The 16773-nt window shown below is 46.5% G+C and carries 14 protein-coding genes and 1 pseudogene; 1 reads left to right on the top strand and 14 read right to left on the bottom strand.

Features of this window, described 5'->3' with window-relative positions; genetic code table 11:
* Nucleotides 1–336 precede the first annotated feature (336 nt).
* The 12 genes and pseudogenes from OB236_RS40165 to OB236_RS26060 all read right to left on the bottom strand — a co-directional run.
* A pseudogene (locus OB236_RS40165) lies at nt 337–684 on the bottom strand (HD domain-containing protein); the annotation flags it as partial.
* A gap of 108 nt (nt 685–792) precedes the next feature.
* Entirely contained in the window at nt 793–1578 is a 786-nt protein-coding gene (locus tag OB236_RS26110) for an MBL fold metallo-hydrolase (protein WP_262686578.1), read from the bottom strand.
* Nucleotides 1575–3323 (bottom strand): ABC transporter ATP-binding protein, encoded by a 1749-nt coding sequence (locus OB236_RS26105; protein WP_262686577.1) that lies wholly within the window; start codon nt 3321–3323, stop codon nt 1575–1577. The genes OB236_RS26110 and OB236_RS26105 overlap by 4 nt, the downstream gene beginning before the upstream one ends.
* Before the next feature lie 21 nt (nt 3324–3344).
* The gene (locus OB236_RS26100) at nt 3345–4124 is read right to left on the bottom strand and encodes an energy-coupling factor transporter transmembrane component T family protein (protein WP_262686576.1); all 780 of its coding nucleotides are present in this window, start codon (nt 4122–4124) and stop codon (nt 3345–3347) included.
* Between the two features lie 18 nt (nt 4125–4142).
* On the bottom strand, nt 4143–4736 hold the full coding sequence (locus OB236_RS26095; RefSeq protein ID WP_262686575.1) for a hypothetical protein: 594 nt from the start codon (nt 4734–4736) through the stop codon (nt 4143–4145).
* Nucleotides 4737–4757: 21 nt separating this feature from the next.
* On the bottom strand, nt 4758–5462 hold the full coding sequence (locus OB236_RS26090) for a Crp/Fnr family transcriptional regulator (RefSeq protein WP_262686574.1): 705 nt from the start codon (nt 5460–5462) through the stop codon (nt 4758–4760).
* A gap of 280 nt (nt 5463–5742) precedes the next feature.
* Nucleotides 5743–7479, bottom strand: coding sequence for an ABC transporter ATP-binding protein (locus OB236_RS26085; protein ID WP_262686573.1), 1737 nt, complete (start codon nt 7477–7479; stop codon nt 5743–5745).
* Between the two features lie 428 nt (nt 7480–7907).
* Nucleotides 7908–8288, bottom strand: a complete 381-nt coding sequence (locus tag OB236_RS26080; RefSeq protein WP_262686572.1) for a hypothetical protein — start codon at nt 8286–8288, stop codon at nt 7908–7910.
* Between the two features lie 168 nt (nt 8289–8456).
* Complete coding sequence (locus tag OB236_RS26075) at nt 8457–9851, bottom strand: sensor histidine kinase (RefSeq protein ID WP_262686571.1); 1395 nt, start codon at nt 9849–9851, stop codon at nt 8457–8459.
* A complete protein-coding gene (locus tag OB236_RS26070) occupies nt 9848–10528 on the bottom strand; it encodes a response regulator transcription factor (RefSeq protein WP_262686570.1) in 681 nt (226 codons plus the stop codon). The genes OB236_RS26075 and OB236_RS26070 overlap by 4 nt, the downstream gene beginning before the upstream one ends.
* A 109-nt stretch (nt 10529–10637) precedes the next feature.
* Complete coding sequence (locus OB236_RS26065; RefSeq protein ID WP_262686569.1) at nt 10638–11114, bottom strand: DUF1772 domain-containing protein; 477 nt, start codon at nt 11112–11114, stop codon at nt 10638–10640.
* 18 nt (nt 11115–11132) lie between these two features.
* Complete coding sequence (locus OB236_RS26060) at nt 11133–12677, bottom strand: FAD-dependent oxidoreductase (protein WP_262686568.1); 1545 nt, start codon at nt 12675–12677, stop codon at nt 11133–11135.
* Between the two features lie 297 nt (nt 12678–12974).
* Between OB236_RS26060 and OB236_RS26055 the strand changes: the two genes are divergently transcribed.
* Entirely contained in the window at nt 12975–13595 is a 621-nt protein-coding gene (locus OB236_RS26055; RefSeq protein WP_262686567.1) for a TetR/AcrR family transcriptional regulator, read from the top strand.
* 288 nt (nt 13596–13883) lie between these two features.
* Here the strand turns inward: OB236_RS26055 and OB236_RS26050 are convergent, their stop codons facing one another.
* Complete coding sequence (locus tag OB236_RS26050; protein WP_262686566.1) at nt 13884–14789, bottom strand: hypothetical protein; 906 nt, start codon at nt 14787–14789, stop codon at nt 13884–13886.
* A 389-nt stretch (nt 14790–15178) separates the two neighbouring features.
* Nucleotides 15179–16756, bottom strand: coding sequence for a SagB family peptide dehydrogenase (locus OB236_RS26045; protein WP_262686565.1), 1578 nt, complete (start codon nt 16754–16756; stop codon nt 15179–15181).
* Nucleotides 16757–16773 lie beyond the last annotated feature (17 nt).

Genomic DNA, 16773 nt, shown 5'->3' with positions numbered 1-16773 from the left:
CTGCCCCACAAGTAGAGTATCTACTTTGGGGACAGCACCGCATTGTCATAACTATGCCTGTGAGTTTAACGCTAATTCACCCTCAAATTGCTCAAGAAACAAGACAATAAATTGATGACGCGATGCAGCTAACTTTTGGCCGGGAACGGTGTGCATACCATCAGCAAGATGCAGCAGCTTTTCATAAAAATGCCGGTACACCGAGCCCTTCGGGGGAATATTCGGGTCAAACCACGCATCCTTTGGCAGCGCCTCGTCCTCTGCCATGGGCAGTCCATGAGCGCCGCCGAACATGAACGTACGGGCAACGCCAACCGCTCCAATAGCCTCAAGCCGATCAGCATCCTGCAAAATTTGCGCATCCAGGGATAAATCGCTTCCTCCCCCTTCGCTATTCTTGCCATACCACTCATGACGCGCTATCGCATCGATCACCCGCTCGAATTGCTCTTCCTCCAGCGCAGGCATAAGCAATGGGCCAAACTCCAATCGCAACCCGTTGATCGCTTCCGGTCCATAGTGAAGCCTGCCGGTTTGTTTTTCCTCTTTGCGGTAGTAATCATGCAGCAGCCCGGCTGTCATCGCGATACTACGATCCGCTCCAAGCTGTCTGGCTATCTCATCAGCCAACTCCATGACACGAACCGCATGTAGGAAATCGTGCCCTGTCGCATCATCATTCATTTTACTACAAACCTTGTGAACCGTTAACATAAACCATTCCGGCAATGCCATCCGTACAAACGGAAATGACTGTTTCAACTTACTCACTCCTTATTCTCTCATTCATACTTACCAAGTCAGCCATTCATGCTGTCTCAGCAGCTGCATGCCTTGCAAATCGGATGCCGTCATGCCGCCAGGTGCTTCGCCATAATGCATCAGATACATACGCTTGCGTATGTCTTCGGGATATTCGCACAACTCTTCAAAAGCAGAATGTACCGCATTTTGCCCAAAACAGGTCTCGTGATAAAAGGTCTTGATTCCCTTTTCGGACAACCCGATGAGCAGTTCCTTGTCAGGCTGCATGTCCGAGCTGTAAAAGAACCGGTTATCCAGTATCAGGGAGCAGCTGAATTTGGATGGCACATGAAGTGTTCGCATCCACTGAGCTGTCAACGTTGTATGACTTGGGTTATCAGCAGGTGCTGCGCTCTCTCCAACAACAGAAACAAATGAGAAAAGCTCTCCTTCCTCCACCCATTGCACATCAAAATAATCGTCCAAAGCCGATTTACCATCCACCATACTCTCCAGCGTGCCTCTTAAATGATGATCCCACAAAATGCCCTTTAACGGGACAGGAATCCATAGTTTCATCCGCCTGTTAGCCGCATAAGCGCCATATAGAGCCGCTTCATCCAAACCGCCGCAATGATCATAATGAAGATGTGTAATGAAAATCCCCTCAATATCTTCAAAACCCAGCCCAATTTCATGCAGGCTGTGCCAGGCTAGAGCGCCACAATCCAACAAAAATAATTTTCCCTGAGTCTCAATCAACGCGTTGTTATGATAGGTAGATTTAATAAACCCGTTCCCCACGCCAAGCATCATGATTCTGAAAGAATTCATCGTAAGCCTCCAACAGCTGTCATTTCTGTGTATTCAGCTTCAACACGGGCAATAAACTCGTCGGATGTCAGAGCCGGTTCAGACCATCCCAAGGCGTAAGAAAGCTCAGCAACAGGAGGTAATGTAATGTTATAACGGTGCAGTTCCTCACGTTTGGCAAATATATGCCGGGTAGGTCCGTCCCAATGAATTTCGCCATCTGACATGACGATCGTTCTCGGCACATAATCTGCTACTACTCGCATGTCGTGAGTAAGCATCACGATCGTATGGCCTTGCTCCCATAATGTCCGAATATGATTCATCATCTCCCGGCATCGCTTGGAGTCGAGTCCCGTCGTTGGTTCATCCAAGATGATCACTTCCGGCTCCAATGCCAAAATAGAAGCGATAGCCACCCTTCGCCGCTCTCCCCTGCTTAGAAAATGCGGATGCTCCTGCAAATAATTGTCAATATGCAATAACCTGGTTACGTCCTTTACCCGCTTTTCAATTTCCGCTTCGTTCATTTTCTGGATACGCAAGCCGTAGGCCACTTCCTCATAGACGGAACGACTAACGAATTGAAAATCCGGATTTTGAAATACGAACCCGACATGACGTACTCGCTGATCGGCTCGATAGGAAACCGCAGACTTGTTATGAATAAGCACTTCCCCGCTTTGCGGCTTCAATAACCCTGTAATCAACTTGCACAAGGTAGATTTGCCAGCTCCATTACGCCCGATAATTGCTGTAAACTCACCCTTGCCAATTCGTAAATCGACAGGTTTGATCGTCAGTTCATCTTCCTGCTTCTTGTAGCGAAACATGACTTGTTTGAGCTCTATTATCGGTTGGGCCCTGGACAGGACATTATTCTGTTGTTGTACAGCGGGTCCAACTGCCTGATAGCGATGGGGAGTTCGCCCCCGTTCCATCTCTTCCTTCAGCTCCTCCACATTCAGAGGGTCTCCATAACCTGAAGCTCCCAATTCCTTGCGAATGCCGAGCCTCCGAGCTATCTCTATGACTTGCGGCATCGGCAGCCAATCCCCAATACCTGCCTGGTCGTACAGCTCCGAGGGTGGAGCATCAGCGACTATACGTCCGTCTGCCACCACAATAACCCGATCTGCATAGGGGAACGAAACATCCAGATTGTGATCGACGAATACAACCGTATAACCCCATTGTTCGTGAAGATTACGAATAGTCTCTATCACCATCTCTTTGCCCAGGGGATCAAGCTCAGCCGTTGGCTCATCGAGCACGATTACTTTCGGCTGCATCATCAGGCATGCGGCAATGGCGACTCTCTGCTTCTGACCACCGGATAGCTCAAGCGAAGAACGCAAAAGAATCGGCTTGATTTGAACCTTATCCACGACCTCCGCCAAACGACGATCGATCTCCTCCACAGGTACACCCATATTTTCCAATGCAAAAGTCAATTCTTCCTTAACCGTGCCTCTCACAAGCTGCCATTCGGGATCCTGCAGGACGGTACCGACTTCTGAAACAAGATCATAGGGAAACGTTTCCTGTACAGGAATTCCGTTCACCGTCACACTGCCTTCGTATAACGATCCTTCCATTTCATTCGGAATCAACCCGTTGATCGAAAAACATAGCGTCGATTTGCCGCCCCCGCTTGGCCCCGTGACAAAGACGAATTCTCCCTGCTTGATGTTAAGATTCAGCGTATGCAGGAGAGGTTCTGATTTGGCCGCATACATACATGAATAGTTATGAAATTGGATCATGTCTTCCCTCCTGGGATCAAACTAAAGTTCATAGAGCAAGCGTATTACCAACCAGATCACACAGATCAGCACAGCCATTCGGATGGCCCACCTATCCAGTGCGGTCAAGCGAGGATTGTAATAATAAGTGCGTTTGTTCGATCGGCCTACGCCTTTGAGAGTCAGGGCGAAGCTGGTCGTTCGGAATCGTTTTAAAAATACGAAGAGTACCGGAACAAGAATACTGGCAAAATGCTTCGTACGTGTCAGCAAGCTTCCCGAGCGAAAATCAACCCCGCGGCAGAACTGGGCATCCATGACCGTTTTTACGTCGAAAATCATCAGATTCCAATACCGCAGTGCCAATGAAATCGATAAGGTGACAAATTCCGGCAAGCCGAATTTTTTCAACCCTATGACTAGATCTTCCGAAGACGTAGTAAATAACAGTACAAAAAACAGCAGACACCAAATCATCATTCTCAAGAAAAAAGTTAAAGCATATTGGATATTGCCTGAAGAAATCATTAACATCCAATAGCCCAGATCCAGTTGTGCGTACACTTCACCGCCCATATTCGCAAAGAAGTAGGTCAGGCTCATCATCACGGCAAGCACCATGACAGGGACAAGCAGCATCCACTGCATCCGAGGTGGCCGGATATACACAAATAACAGCAGACACAAGAGCAGCACAGTCAGTAAGCTGAAAGTCTGTTCCATAAATAAAGGGATAATCGTGAATAACAATCCAAATATGAGTATCTTGGTGAAACCATGCATATAGTGAATAATCGAATTAGAAGGATAATAAAGCTGCATAAGACGTTTCTCTCCTTGTTAACCCCAAAAGCGTTTGAAAAACAAACCGGATTTATTCATATAATCGGACATCCAGGCGAATAATAGCGGACTAATCACTGCAGCCGTAAGCGTGTTACTGACCTGCATCCAGGCCCAAACCGTTCCCCAAGCAATGTTGGCAGGAACTTTTTGGAAAATAATAAGATTGAGCACCACCAATACCGTAGCAGCCACCATACCGATAGTCACCATAGCTATAAAATACACCCGATCCATGACGCTTTCGAACTTCACCTTGCGGTACGCAATACCTGGTACAAAACCCATCATAAATTGCGCCAGCAAAGCAAGCGGATAGACAGCCGGGTTCATACCGACTGCGAGCATCGACAAGATATTGCCAACGACCAGTCCGGCCGATCCCCAGACTCCGAACCATACGCCGAATAACGGGGCAAATACGGCTGCTGGATAAATCGCCTGGACTGTACCGATTTTAATTGGGAAGTAGCGTGATATATAAATGGTCGCTCCAAAAATTAATGCACTGATGACGATTGCCACGATGTGACGAGCCGTTATGCCTTTTTGCTCCAAGCCGCTTTTCATTGCCGTTGGCATTTGTGCCATTGTTTAATCGCTCCTCAAAAGTTAAATGTTCTCAAGCTCGCTTAATTCTTTTTCCATCATATAGCGGCTCCATTCGTTGAAAATGATCTGATCTTTTTTCACGAAAATGATTCGACGATCCTTGAGCTCCTTCAGAATCCGGTTAATGCTGCGCACCGTAACGCCCCACTGAGAGGCAATATCCTCCCGCGACAAGGAAGCAATAAACGCGACATGCTCGTTAAAATCGTAATGCTCAACCTGTCTGTACAAATGACGGATCAGCTTATGACGCAGCGACATCGACACCTGGTCAATCGATTTCTGTGCAGACGCGTAGAGCTTGCCAGAGAGCTGGGCGGTCAGATACAACAAAAAGTGAATGTCGGTCGTAATCCATTTGCGGTAAACATCTTCCTTTATCCTAAGCACCGCAGCTTTATTCACGGCCGTAATCCGGCATACATACGGCCTTCCCAAGGCGATCTCAATATCGCTGATCAACTGCCCCGGATATAAATAAGCAATAATCAGCAAGTGCCCGTCACCCAACACATGCTCTACCTTGAATTCACCTTCAAGCACGATACAAAAATAGTCAGCCAGCCCTCCCTGATCGCACACCATGTCGTTAGGTTGATAGCGGCGAATTTCCCACTGGGCAAACAAATCTGACGGCATGCTGCCAAGCATGTCGTTCAGCCAGCTGTGTTTGCGCATCAGGCCGCGGATCATAGACTCGTCCACTATCAAACCCCCTCATATCAGTGTCTTTTCAATATTGTGCCAATATCGGATGGGACTATGCTGCTTAGCACCTTGACTTCATCCCATTTTGTCTGCCTCACCTCCGTTAGCTCGACGCATGTGAATACCTTGCAATTCCATTAAACAACGAAGGCTGCCTCTATTAAAGGACATTTGTCCAAATTTACAATCTTATAACACAAGAACAGCTTATATCAGCGCAAAAAATCGGCTCCCTATTCGTGAAGGGAAAGCCGATTTTTAATGTAAGAGCTTAAACTTATAATTCAAACTGCTTGGCATACAGCTGTGCATATACGCCATCGCCAGCAAGCAGCGAATCATGCGTACCTTGTTCCGCAATTCCGTTCTCCGTCAATACAACAATTCGTTGAGCATTGCGAATCGTGGAAAGCCGATGGGCAATGACAAGCGTTGTACGCCCTTTTGCTAATGATTCCAGCGATTCCTTGACAATACTCTCGCTCTCGTTATCCAGCGCACTCGTTGCTTCATCCAAGATGAGAACAGGAGGGTTTTTCAAAAATACACGAGCAATGCTTAGCCGCTGCTTTTGACCACCAGACAGTTTGACGCCACGTTGTCCGATCTCGGAGTGATAGCCGTTAGGCAAGTTCATGATAAAGTCATGGGCGTTGGCGTGCTTAGCGGCTGTAATAATATCATCATCGTTCGCAGATGGTTTTCCGTAACGGATATTTTCCATAACCGTTCCTGCAAAAAGGTACACCTCTTGCTGTACAATGCCGATTTGATTTCTTAAAGATCGTAGATCGATATCCCTGACATTGATCCCGTCCAGCAGCACCTCACCACTGGTTGCTTCATAGAAACGAGGAATGAGCGAGCAAAATGTCGTTTTTCCCGCGCCGGACGGACCTACTAACGCAACGTACTCTCCCGACTGCACACGAAGTGACAGATTTGCCAGTACATAATTTAAATGATCCTCGTAACGGAAGGATACTTGCTTGAACTCAATCTCCCCACGAACCTCTCGTAGCATCAAAGCATTCGGTTTGTTATCGATCGTCGGCTTCAGGCTCATCATTTCCATAAAACGCTGGAAGCCTGTGATTCCTTCTTGCAGCTGTGTGCTCATATGCGTCAGCCGTTGAATAGGTTCAACCATAAAGCTGATATAAAGAAGAAACGTGATCAAATCTGCTATTTCCAACGTGCTGCCAACAATACTGGCACTTCCAAAGATGATCACCGTAATCGTAATCAGTTGAATAATCGTTTCGACACCATTGAAAAAGTACGCTTCTGCTTTATACGTTTGCTTACGGCTATCGAGGAAACGATAATTTTCACGGTTAAACTTATCGATCTCTATGTGCTCGTTGGCGAACGATTTGACTACACGGATTCCTGACAGACTATCCTCTACCTGCGCGTTAACGTCCCCGATTCGTTCTTTGTTCCTTCGTAATGCTTTGTTCAATTTCTTATTGAAATACAAGGATAAGACACCGAGTAGTGGAAAAAAACAGAATACCGCAATCGTTAAAGAGGCATTGATAGAGAACAAAATCACAAATGCACCAATAAAGCGGACGAGGTATTTGACGTAGTCTTCCGGGCCATGGTGGTACAGTTCGGAGAGCAGCAAGAGATCGTTGGTTATGCGTGACATAAGCTTCCCTGTCTTTTCCTTATCATAAAAGTCATAGGATAAGGATTGCATATGTGCGAACAGCTCGCTGCGCATATCACTTTCCATACGAGCTCCGACTTCGTGCCCTTTATAATCCACAAAATAGTTTCCGATATTCTGGATCGCGACCATAACAATCATGAGCCCGCCAATCCCATACACTTTACCCAGCGCAGCGGACAGGTCTCCTGCCAAAATATTTTTCGTAATGTGCTGCACCAGCAGCGGAAACACCAAGCTCACAGCAGATACGATAAAGGTACAGGCCAATACAGCAATAAATAATTTTATATAGGGTTTGTAATAAGAGAAAAATTTTTTCATTGGAAAACGCATGGTTTACCCCTTCTTCGTGTTTTATTAAATTACACATAAGGGGTACAACTTTTACAGTTTATAAGATGGTTCCACCCTTATATGCGGATACGGTGTGGTTCATCATGTTTTTTTTCATGTATATTACCTCCTTGTTCGTTGCTACCTTCAGTATAATCACTTTCTTACAGAGGTGAACAGTGTATATTTTAGTTTTAATCGTTCTTTACCGTTCCGTTTAGAGGCATGTTTATTCTGTCTGTACAACATGAGATGAGTTTGTAAGAAAAATATTACAAAGTCTCTCATTTTTTGCAGGTAAATTATGGGAAACGTCGAATATAAATCTGGATATAATAAAAAAGGAGATCATGAGATGAACAGGGAGACCATCCACTTATTGGCTGCTATGGTCATACTGGCTGGATTATTAGCCGGATGCAGCCCCGTTAAAAAAACAGATAAACCAGAAAAAAATTCAAATCCTGCTCCAGTTGCGATTCACACACCTGTAAACTCGAAGCAGAGCAGCTTGTCGATCTCAGCGATCTTTCCGTTCCCCATTGTAAAATCCAGTACATAGAGCAGTCTGCCGCGATGACTCCAACGGATCCGTTCACGAGAGCTGACTGTGCAGCCTGTGCACGTCCCGAAACTTGCTCGGCCAGAGCTGCACCGCCTCGAGTTATTCTTAAAACTCCCTGGCGATCGCCCTGAAGCACAACGTCTGGATCAAGTGCCGCTACCAACGAATCGAAATCGTCGGCGTGTGCAGCAGCATGAAAAGCGTCGACAAGTTCTCGTTGACGAGCAAGATCAGCTTCAGGCATTGTACCCGCTCCTCGCACTCTATGTCGTTCCCGGCTCACAAGTTGTCTGGCTGCGGTCTCGGATTTCCCCACAATAAGGGCAATCTCATTAAATGGCTATTGAAAACCATGCTAGTTCTTCAGTGGCCTCGATTGTTCCCTCCAAGGTTTTCATCATATATAAGTGTTCTACGAGTAGGTAAAAATCGGTAAAATTACGGTAAATAACGTACCCTCGCCAGGTTCGCTGGCGACTGAAATGCTTCCATGGTGCCGCTCGATAATTTTTCTGACGATGGCAAGTCCCAGTCCGCTTCCCCCCGATCCACGCTGTCTGGCGTGATCGGTTTTATAGAAACGCTCGAAGATCCGTTCCTGCTCCTCTTTCTTAATACCAATTCCGCTATCCTGGATGCTGATGACAACGCGATCCGTCTTGGCCGCAAGCTTTATTTGAATCGTTCCTTGATGCGGAGTGAACTTGATGGCATTGCCAATCAGGTTCGTCCACACCTGATTTAATTGATCCGCATCTGCAGATATTTTCACTCTGGGCAAATTCAAATCCAGCCCAAGCTCCTTCTCCGACCACTGGGGTTCGAAGAAAACGACCACGCGGCGAAGCTGCTCGTCGAGATCATATGTGGTGGGATGAAAGGGATGATGCTCTGATTCCAATGAAGCCAGCTTTAACAGGTTCTCACTTAGCCGAGACAAGTGCTCGCTTTCCCGCTCGATGATTTCCAAATAACGATGGCGTTCATCCTCCTGCAATGCCGATTGGCGGAGCGCCTTGGAGAATCCCCGTATTGAGGTCAGTGGCGACTGGATTTCATGCGATACGTTAGAGACGAAATCTTGCCTCATCTGCTCAAGCTGCTTCAACTCGCCCGCCATATGGTTGAAGCCTTCGGCAAGCAGACCGATCTCGTCACTTCTTTTTATATTCACATTCACGTTGAAATTGCCGCGCGCCAGCCGATTCGTTGCCAGTGTCAGCTTCTTGATCGGACTCACGATATACCGTGAAGCGACCAGTATGAGCAAACTTCCAATGAGAAGTACGATAAGCAAAGCAGTAATTATCGTGTTACGGGTCTGTTTCCTCGCTACCTCAGACACCTTGGGCGTTACGAAGAGGGCGTATTGCTTGCCGTTTACGCAAAGCGGGATGCCAATCATCAAATTCGTCGATTCCTTGAAGTCGGCGTAAATAAAATTCTTAGTTTCAATTTTGTAGATGTTCCCGTGCAGAACAGAGGTGACCCTTTGTTGATCCAGCTCTATCCTATCGTTATTCTTTTCAACCCCGAAGGAGGCCTGGTAACCGCTGTCGTCAAATAAGAACAAGGAATAGCTGTCATTGAATTGGGTACTGCCTTCAAGTAGAGTTTCCAATTTTATCGGCTGATACTCGTTGCTCATCTCAACAAGTTGGTTGCCCACTTTCAGCAAGCTAGCCTGCACCTCGGTTGTAATTCGGTTCGTATAAAGCAGCATGACGATGTGAAAAGTCAGGAATATACTGACGACGACGACGGCCGAGAACGTCAATACCAATCGTAGATAAAGGGTCTTGATCATGAGCCGCACACCTCGAGGCGATAACCGAGACCGCGAATTGTAGCGATTCTAAACTGATCGGTTAAGGGCTCGAATCGCTCACGCAACCGCTTGATATGAACGTCTACTGTTCTTTCGTCGCCTTCGAAATCCATCCCCCAGATTTGGCCGATCAGCTGCGTGCGGGTAAAGATTTGTCTGGGATAGCTGGCCAGCTTATACAGCAGCTCAAATTCTTTAAGAGGCAGTAAGAAGTGCTGCTCCTGCACGCAGACCTCGAAAGAGACGCGATCAATCGTCATATCGCCAATAGATATCAGCTGGGAAGAAGCGATCTTATATCGTTTAAGCAGCGCCTTCACCCTCATTACAAGCTCGACCGGATCGAATGGCTTGACGACGTAATCGTCCGTACCGAGCTGAAACCCTTTTAACTTGTGGGCCGATTCACTCTTCGCGGTAACCATCACCAGCGGAAGATCGCTAGAGTGACTGCGGAGCTCGCGGCACAAGTCCCAGCCATCCATGAGCGGCATCATCACATCTAGAACGACAAGATCGACTCGTGTCGATTCGATAAGCTTCAACGCTTCCTGTCCATTGCCGGCTTCAATCACACCAAGCCCTTCTCCAACCAAATATACGCGGATCAGCTCCCGTATATCCGGATCGTCATCGACAACCATAATCATCGCCATACTTTCCTCCCCCCTTGCTGCTCGAATACGAAGCAGTTTAGCTCTCTTTACAAATAAACTATCGATTCCTTGTAGCCCGCTTTATCACAAAGTAAATAATCTCTCCTTATCATGAGGCAACGATGATGATCTCGGAGATTAGGAAAAAGCCGAATGCGAAAACAGATGTTACTACGCGAACTATCGCAAGCCTCTCCCACCGTTCCACAAGAAACCGGAAGTTGCTTGGGGGAGCTTCAGGCCGCCACTCTAGTGCGGCGCTATTAATAGGAACCGTACCGATGAATGTAACTCCAAGCCAAATAATTAACATCATAATCCCGAGTAACCTGAGAACGAACGGAGTTCCGCTGTCACCTGTAAGAAGTGAAACTACTCCGAATAGGAGAGCCGGGAAATAAAATGATGGTGCTATGATGCGCAGTGTACGGATAAGCCCTTGTCGGACAATAATGTGCGAAGATTCTTCCAGCAGGTCCAGTGGACCTCGCATGCCAAATCGTACTGTAAATTCTGTACCTGCGAAGAGGCCAGCAAAGAAAATGCCGGCACAAGCAAAAATGGTATTTAACATAAGGCTAGTCACAGATTACTCATGCCTCCTTTAAGTTACTACTCTAATTCCGTTAACAGGTACCTTCATCATCGGTGCTTTTGCGGAACCAGTCATCATGTCACCGTTGACTGTCAGTTTGAAGGATACCTTCATCGGAAATGGTGAAGTCAAACGAGTCGTAAAGGTTACGTCGCAGCCATTAATTTTTCCTTGTTGAATCGGTTGTCCATCATAGGTGCCCGAAAGCTCTTCATTGTCGATAGCAAGCACAAGCTCGATATTATTTTCGCCACGTGGGGTTTTGAACGTAATTGTCCACCGTCCTTCTGTAGCGTGCAGGCTTTTCGTCGGAATGTGCAATACTTCGTTTGACTGGTTCCGTACGAGAGTTGTATCTGCTCCTTGTCGTAGGCGATAGGCTTCAGCCGCATCCCGGTATTGCTGATGCTCGGCCTCATGATCGGGCACCATACCGGATTTAGCTCCCTCGGGCGATAGAAACCGGAGGATCCCTGCATTGGCACCGACTGCATGTTCACTGGCACGTGGAAACATCTCTGATTCATATGCCGCGATGGCCTCCGCTACAGTTGCATGTTTGGCAACAGCATGTGCGATTTCGGCAGCGTCTAACATGGCGAGGTTGACGCCGAATCCTCCGAACGGTGCCATGGCATGAGCAGCATCACCTACAAGCGTTACACTACGGTTGCTCTTCCATGTAAGTGGCGTAGGCAGGATATGGATGGGTCGGTTCAGGTAGCCCGAATCGGTATCCGTTAGAAACGGGAGTAAGATCGAATCCCACTCCGAATACTCTTTAACTAGGTAACGACGGATTGCGTCGGTATCATCGAGAGAAATACCAGCATGAATATACCAGTCAACTGGTGCAAGCATTGCAATGTAGCCGCGGATATGTCCATTGCTATTACGCTGAACGACGAGTCCGTGACCTGCACCATCAGTGACGAACACATGGCCGGGACCGACAAGCTCGCTAAGTGCGGGATGATCGGTTTCTACGTCGGCGAAATCAATTTCGAGGTAAGAGACACCCGAATAGATAGGCTTTGCATCCGTGAGAAGAGGTCGGACCTTTGACCAAATTCCGTCAGCTCCAATAACCAGGTCAACCTCATCCATATGGCCGTTCTCAAATTCTAGGCGAATACGTCCATCATGGAGCTCAGTCGCGCTAACTAATTTGTGCCCCCAACGGATGGTGTTAGGTTTAAGATGTTCAGCGAGCATGGCACGAAGGTGGCCGCGATCGATCTCGGGAGCAGCAGAATCGTCTTCCTCTGGAACAAAAGATGCGACGAGCTTACCCGTGTGAGAAAGTCGTTTTTTTGCTTGTCCCTCCATTCTTGCACGTGCATGAAATGCTTCCTCGAGTCCAGCGTCTTCCAGTGCGATCTGCCCCGAATCCGCATGAAGATCAAGAGTACCACCAGCGTCACGGGAGTCAATAGACGTATCGATTTCGTACACAATTGGGGAGAAACCATATCCCTGAAGAATACGTGCGCTAGTGAGTCCAGCAGGGCCGCCGCCAATAATAGCTATGTGAGTGTCAGCAGAATTTTTCATGAGTATATATCCTCTCTTTGCCGGTTCAATTTATACACGGCTTTTTATAACTAAACGATCATTCGCATATAGTAACTTAACGACCGTTCGTTAACTAAATACTAAACGACTGTTCGTTAAGTGTCAAGGAATACATGAAAAGAACCATCTTAACCCAGCGCAGCAATGCTTCTTGGTACCGGTAAAAGCTTGACGAGGGTCAATTAGAAAGATAGTATGAGTTTAGATTTTAATTTTGGCTAATATTATGTGTAGGGAGTATATGTGTTGCTCCTGTTAAAGGAAGGAGCTAATATCATGAGCAACTCCATTTCGCCAGAGCGTCGTTCCGGCGAAGAAACGCGATCTCAGATATTGAGCATTGCTTTAAAATTTTTCATTGAAAAAGGGTACGAGAGAACCTCTACCCGAGATATTGCCGAGGCACTGGGTATGACAAAGTCTTCACTGTATTATCATTTCCGCAATAAAGAAGATATCCTGATTAGCCTTATTCAGCTGCGCCACACTCAGCTTGAGGAGCTGCAGGAATGGCTGGAAAACCAGCCGCTTGTTCCTGATCTACTCGAACGTACTGCACACCGATGGATTGAATGCACCACTCCTGAAAGATTACAGGTTATGATTCTCTCTCAAGCCAATCAGCCGATCATGCTCCGCCTCCATGAAACAGGTCAGGATATTCGTACTGGCTTTCAGGCTATCATCGACCGCTTCGTAGACAACAATAGCAGTGCTGAAGCACGTCTTTTGGTCCGCATGACCTTGGATACTATATCTTCTGCCCTGTCCGCTTCACGCGGCACGGATATCGACTTTTACGAAGTTCTCAGCGTAGCTCGGCAGACCGCATCGGCTCTCGCTAAACTGGCTGTTCGCGCTAAATCATCCGATCACCGTCAAAACCTGACAGACTGACTAAGAGTTTGCAATGTTAGTTATCTACACTTTAACGCTCAAATCATTTTCCGTACGTTCGTTGTTATTTTCGATACAAGTTAAAAGAGGTGTCTCCACATATGTAGAGATACCTCTTTTTTGAAAATATGAATTCAATTGAAACTAATTAGTAATAATTACTAATAATGCAGACCATAAATCTATTTTCTTCTATCGGCTAGCAATGTGATACTCGATCCATGGAAAATACGACGTTAGCGTGTCCGAAGCGATACCCGTCATTTCCATCACGATATATCGATCTGACTACTTTTTCTGACACCTACAATTTGATATAACACGAACTTTCTTATTATGGCATTTGCATTCAGAGCGTCTCTTAACGTTTATTTTTGCCATGACTAACCTTCTATGAACCGAACTCTTTTTAATAATCTTACTTAAGTCGCGATGTATTTGATTAAATATTTCATGATGAACTCTTTGATCATCGTCAATGCTCGTATGGTAGGCAAGAAGTGGAGCCTTATCCGTTTTACTGCATGGGATATTTGCTCCACTCCAAGTTCGCATGTATTTAACAGGTCTTTGCACTGCACCTGGCACACCTTGAAAACCACACGAAAAACCTTCTCGATCGGATGTACATGGCACTCTTAAATACGGTGGACAATCCGTTAATCCAGTAATGCCGTTATTTTGAAACCACTCAATGATCTTTTTCCCACGGGGCACATCTCCTGGTTTTTTTAATGTATTGGCAGGCCCGTATACTGGATCAACAAGACCAACAAAATCAGGGATTTTTAGAGTCACACTGGAGAGTCTACTTGCTGCCCACCCACCAAATGAATGTCCAATAAGTGCGACATACCTTGGGTTTTTAGTACGTCTAAGAATTTCTTTATTTATGTCACTTATTAAAGGAATATTTCTAGGGTTGCTGTCATTTTCTTGGTTCCATTTGATGTGAAAAATGTTGTTCGGATTAATCCCGTATTTTGCGGTGAGTTTTTCTCTTAAAGTGTCCCTTAGGCTGGTCATTCCATTGCTATTTCCACCACGAAAGCCACTAATGCACACTATGACAACATCTTCTGATGGCTTGTCAATATTATATACTGCTGAACGTGCTGATAGAGTAACGACTCTGGGGTTAAATAATGGCATACTAGACCCAGTTCTTCTGCTTTTAGCAACTAATCGTTTCATTTTTATTTTCAGCCTCCCAGACTTCTATAAGATGCTGTATCATACGTGGTGTTTTGACCAAGAGCAACTGTTACAAATGCGGATCTTAGTAACGTCTCTACAAGGCAGATGGTCAGCGCCCCGTCTCGGTGAGTGCAAGTTAATCAGTACGGACATAGATGACGGAGAAGGACGTCCACGATTGGGCGTCTTTCTTTTGTACCCTTACAGTCAAGTATCCTTGTTGTTGGAAAGCCACAATACGTTTTTTTGGATGACACCGATGCCGACTCCGACTATTTTCTTAATATTTCGTCACCGTCAAGTCATTGTGGGATGGTAAAAACCTCATGACATAACCAAAAAGCCGCCATTTAAGTTAGGCGACTTTTCATGTAACCCTGATTGTATTAGCTGTGCAAACCTCCTTCCAGACGAGGACGCTGACGATGGGGACCGATCGGGATCTGAATCAGACTCGTTTTGCCATGCTCAGCTAATTTGTACAGCTCATCACAGATAGCAGTATTAAATCCGAGCAATGGCCGCCCTCCCATATCCACGGTGGACGCCGCTAACAGTAAATTTTGTACAAGTATCCCCGCTTCCATCTGCTGAATGCGATATCCCCGATACCCTAGTACCGATTTGTTGTAGTCCTGTGCGCTTACCACATGCAGGCAGATGGGTACCTGAAACAAGTTGACGTTATTCATCGACATTCCCAGTTGCAGCCTCAGCCGATGATCTCCCGGACGTACCCGGCACAACAAATGGGCCGTGCTATCATAACGATAGGCACCGTCAGGAATGCCTTCAACGTTATACAAACAACAGTACAAGGAAATGCGAGCTGCATGATTTTCATTGGGAGCATTCAGGTCATTATAATAAGATAAAGAAGCCATCGCCTGTTGTAACAAAGCCGCCACTTCGGAATGGGTCACCTTGCTCAATACGAAATCCGATTCGGGTGAATACCGATTTTGGCAAATAGAGGTCAGATCATAGGATAACCGCTTCACGTGGGGCATATATACCGACTGTAGTCGGCTTTCAACATGCTTCGTCTCCCCAACATGTCGAAACGAACCTATGGAGTCCAGCATGGACGCTTCGTTCATCTGGGTCAGCATCGGGTACGCTTTGACTTTAAGCGACCGCTCAAAGCTTTCATGTCGAAGTTCCGGTAGTTCCCTGCACAATTGAACCGCAGAGTTCTCCCCCACTACATCAATCCCGTTGTGCAACCAAGATGTCATGGGCTTCGTCGAAAGTGGGATCACCGCATACACACTCTCATCCCTATCGGATATCCCAAGCAGATGATTAACCGCCCGATCCAGAAATTGAAAATACACCCGTGATTCGTAACCATACTGTCGGGTCACTTCAAGTAATTGAGCAATCATTACACCCGTATCCAATCCTTGCAATCGATAAGCAAAATTATTGTATTTATAAAAATTTTTCCAAAACATAACGGAAACCAAAACCGCTGCAAAACAGCCGGATATCTCACATCGACTTCCGAGTGCCTGATTCAGGTAGGCATCAAAGTTCCCCTCACGAAGCAATACCAGCCGATGGTGCGCTGCATCGTAATGATAGACACCAAGAGGAGAATCGGCCGTCTTCAGATATACATATAGCTCGTTTGGATACAACCCGCCGCCGGAAGGGACAAAACGCCGATACATCTGCAACGGGCCCAACTTTTGGTTCATGGAATGGGCCGCAGGGTATTGGCTCAATCGGGTCAGGCCGTATACATGCCATAGAAAATGACCGATTGTTGTCAGATCGGGATTGGCGGGCGATCGATTTCTATACAGCGACAACGGGATTTCCAGGGATAAAGGAAAGACTGGCAATCTGCGATATAGCTTATATGGAAGAGGCGCGTCATCCCAGTCCACTTCCCAGTCCTGAGGTCTGGACTCATTAGCATCCACATGGAGACTACGCAGGAATGTTTCCAGACTCATCTTCCTTCCTCCTCAGT

It is taken from the genome of Paenibacillus baimaensis (genome assembly GCF_025567575.1).
Note: the sequence above shows the minus strand (reverse complement) of the source record. Positions and strands in the feature narration are given on the sequence as shown.

What these genes read in the sequence shown, in the direction of transcription:
- OB236_RS26110 (WP_262686578.1), bottom strand. Translation starts at nt 1,578, where the DNA reads ATGAATTCTTTCAGAATCATGATGCTTGGCGTGGGGAACGGGTTTATT.
- OB236_RS26105 (WP_262686577.1), bottom strand. Translation starts at nt 3,323, where the DNA reads ATGATCCAATTTCATAACTATTCATGTATGTATGCGGCCAAATCAGAA.
- OB236_RS26100 (WP_262686576.1), bottom strand. Translation starts at nt 4,124, where the DNA reads ATGCAGCTTTATTATCCTTCTAATTCGATTATTCACTATATGCATGGT.
- OB236_RS26095 (WP_262686575.1), bottom strand. Translation starts at nt 4,736, where the DNA reads ATGGCACAAATGCCAACGGCAATGAAAAGCGGCTTGGAGCAAAAAGGC.
- OB236_RS26085 (WP_262686573.1), bottom strand. Translation starts at nt 7,479, where the DNA reads ATGCGTTTTCCAATGAAAAAATTTTTCTCTTATTACAAACCCTATATA.
- OB236_RS26080 (WP_262686572.1), bottom strand. Translation starts at nt 8,288, where the DNA reads ATGCCTGAAGCTGATCTTGCTCGTCAACGAGAACTTGTCGACGCTTTT.
- OB236_RS26075 (WP_262686571.1), bottom strand. Translation starts at nt 9,851, where the DNA reads ATGATCAAGACCCTTTATCTACGATTGGTATTGACGTTCTCGGCCGTC.
- OB236_RS26070 (WP_262686570.1), bottom strand. Translation starts at nt 10,528, where the DNA reads ATGGCGATGATTATGGTTGTCGATGACGATCCGGATATACGGGAGCTG.
- OB236_RS26060 (WP_262686568.1), bottom strand. Translation starts at nt 12,677, where the DNA reads ATGAAAAATTCTGCTGACACTCACATAGCTATTATTGGCGGCGGCCCT.
- OB236_RS26055 (WP_262686567.1), top strand. Translation starts at nt 12,975, where the DNA reads ATGAGCAACTCCATTTCGCCAGAGCGTCGTTCCGGCGAAGAAACGCGA.
- OB236_RS26050 (WP_262686566.1), bottom strand. Translation starts at nt 14,789, where the DNA reads ATGAAACGATTAGTTGCTAAAAGCAGAAGAACTGGGTCTAGTATGCCA.
- OB236_RS26045 (WP_262686565.1), bottom strand. Translation starts at nt 16,756, where the DNA reads ATGAGTCTGGAAACATTCCTGCGTAGTCTCCATGTGGATGCTAATGAG.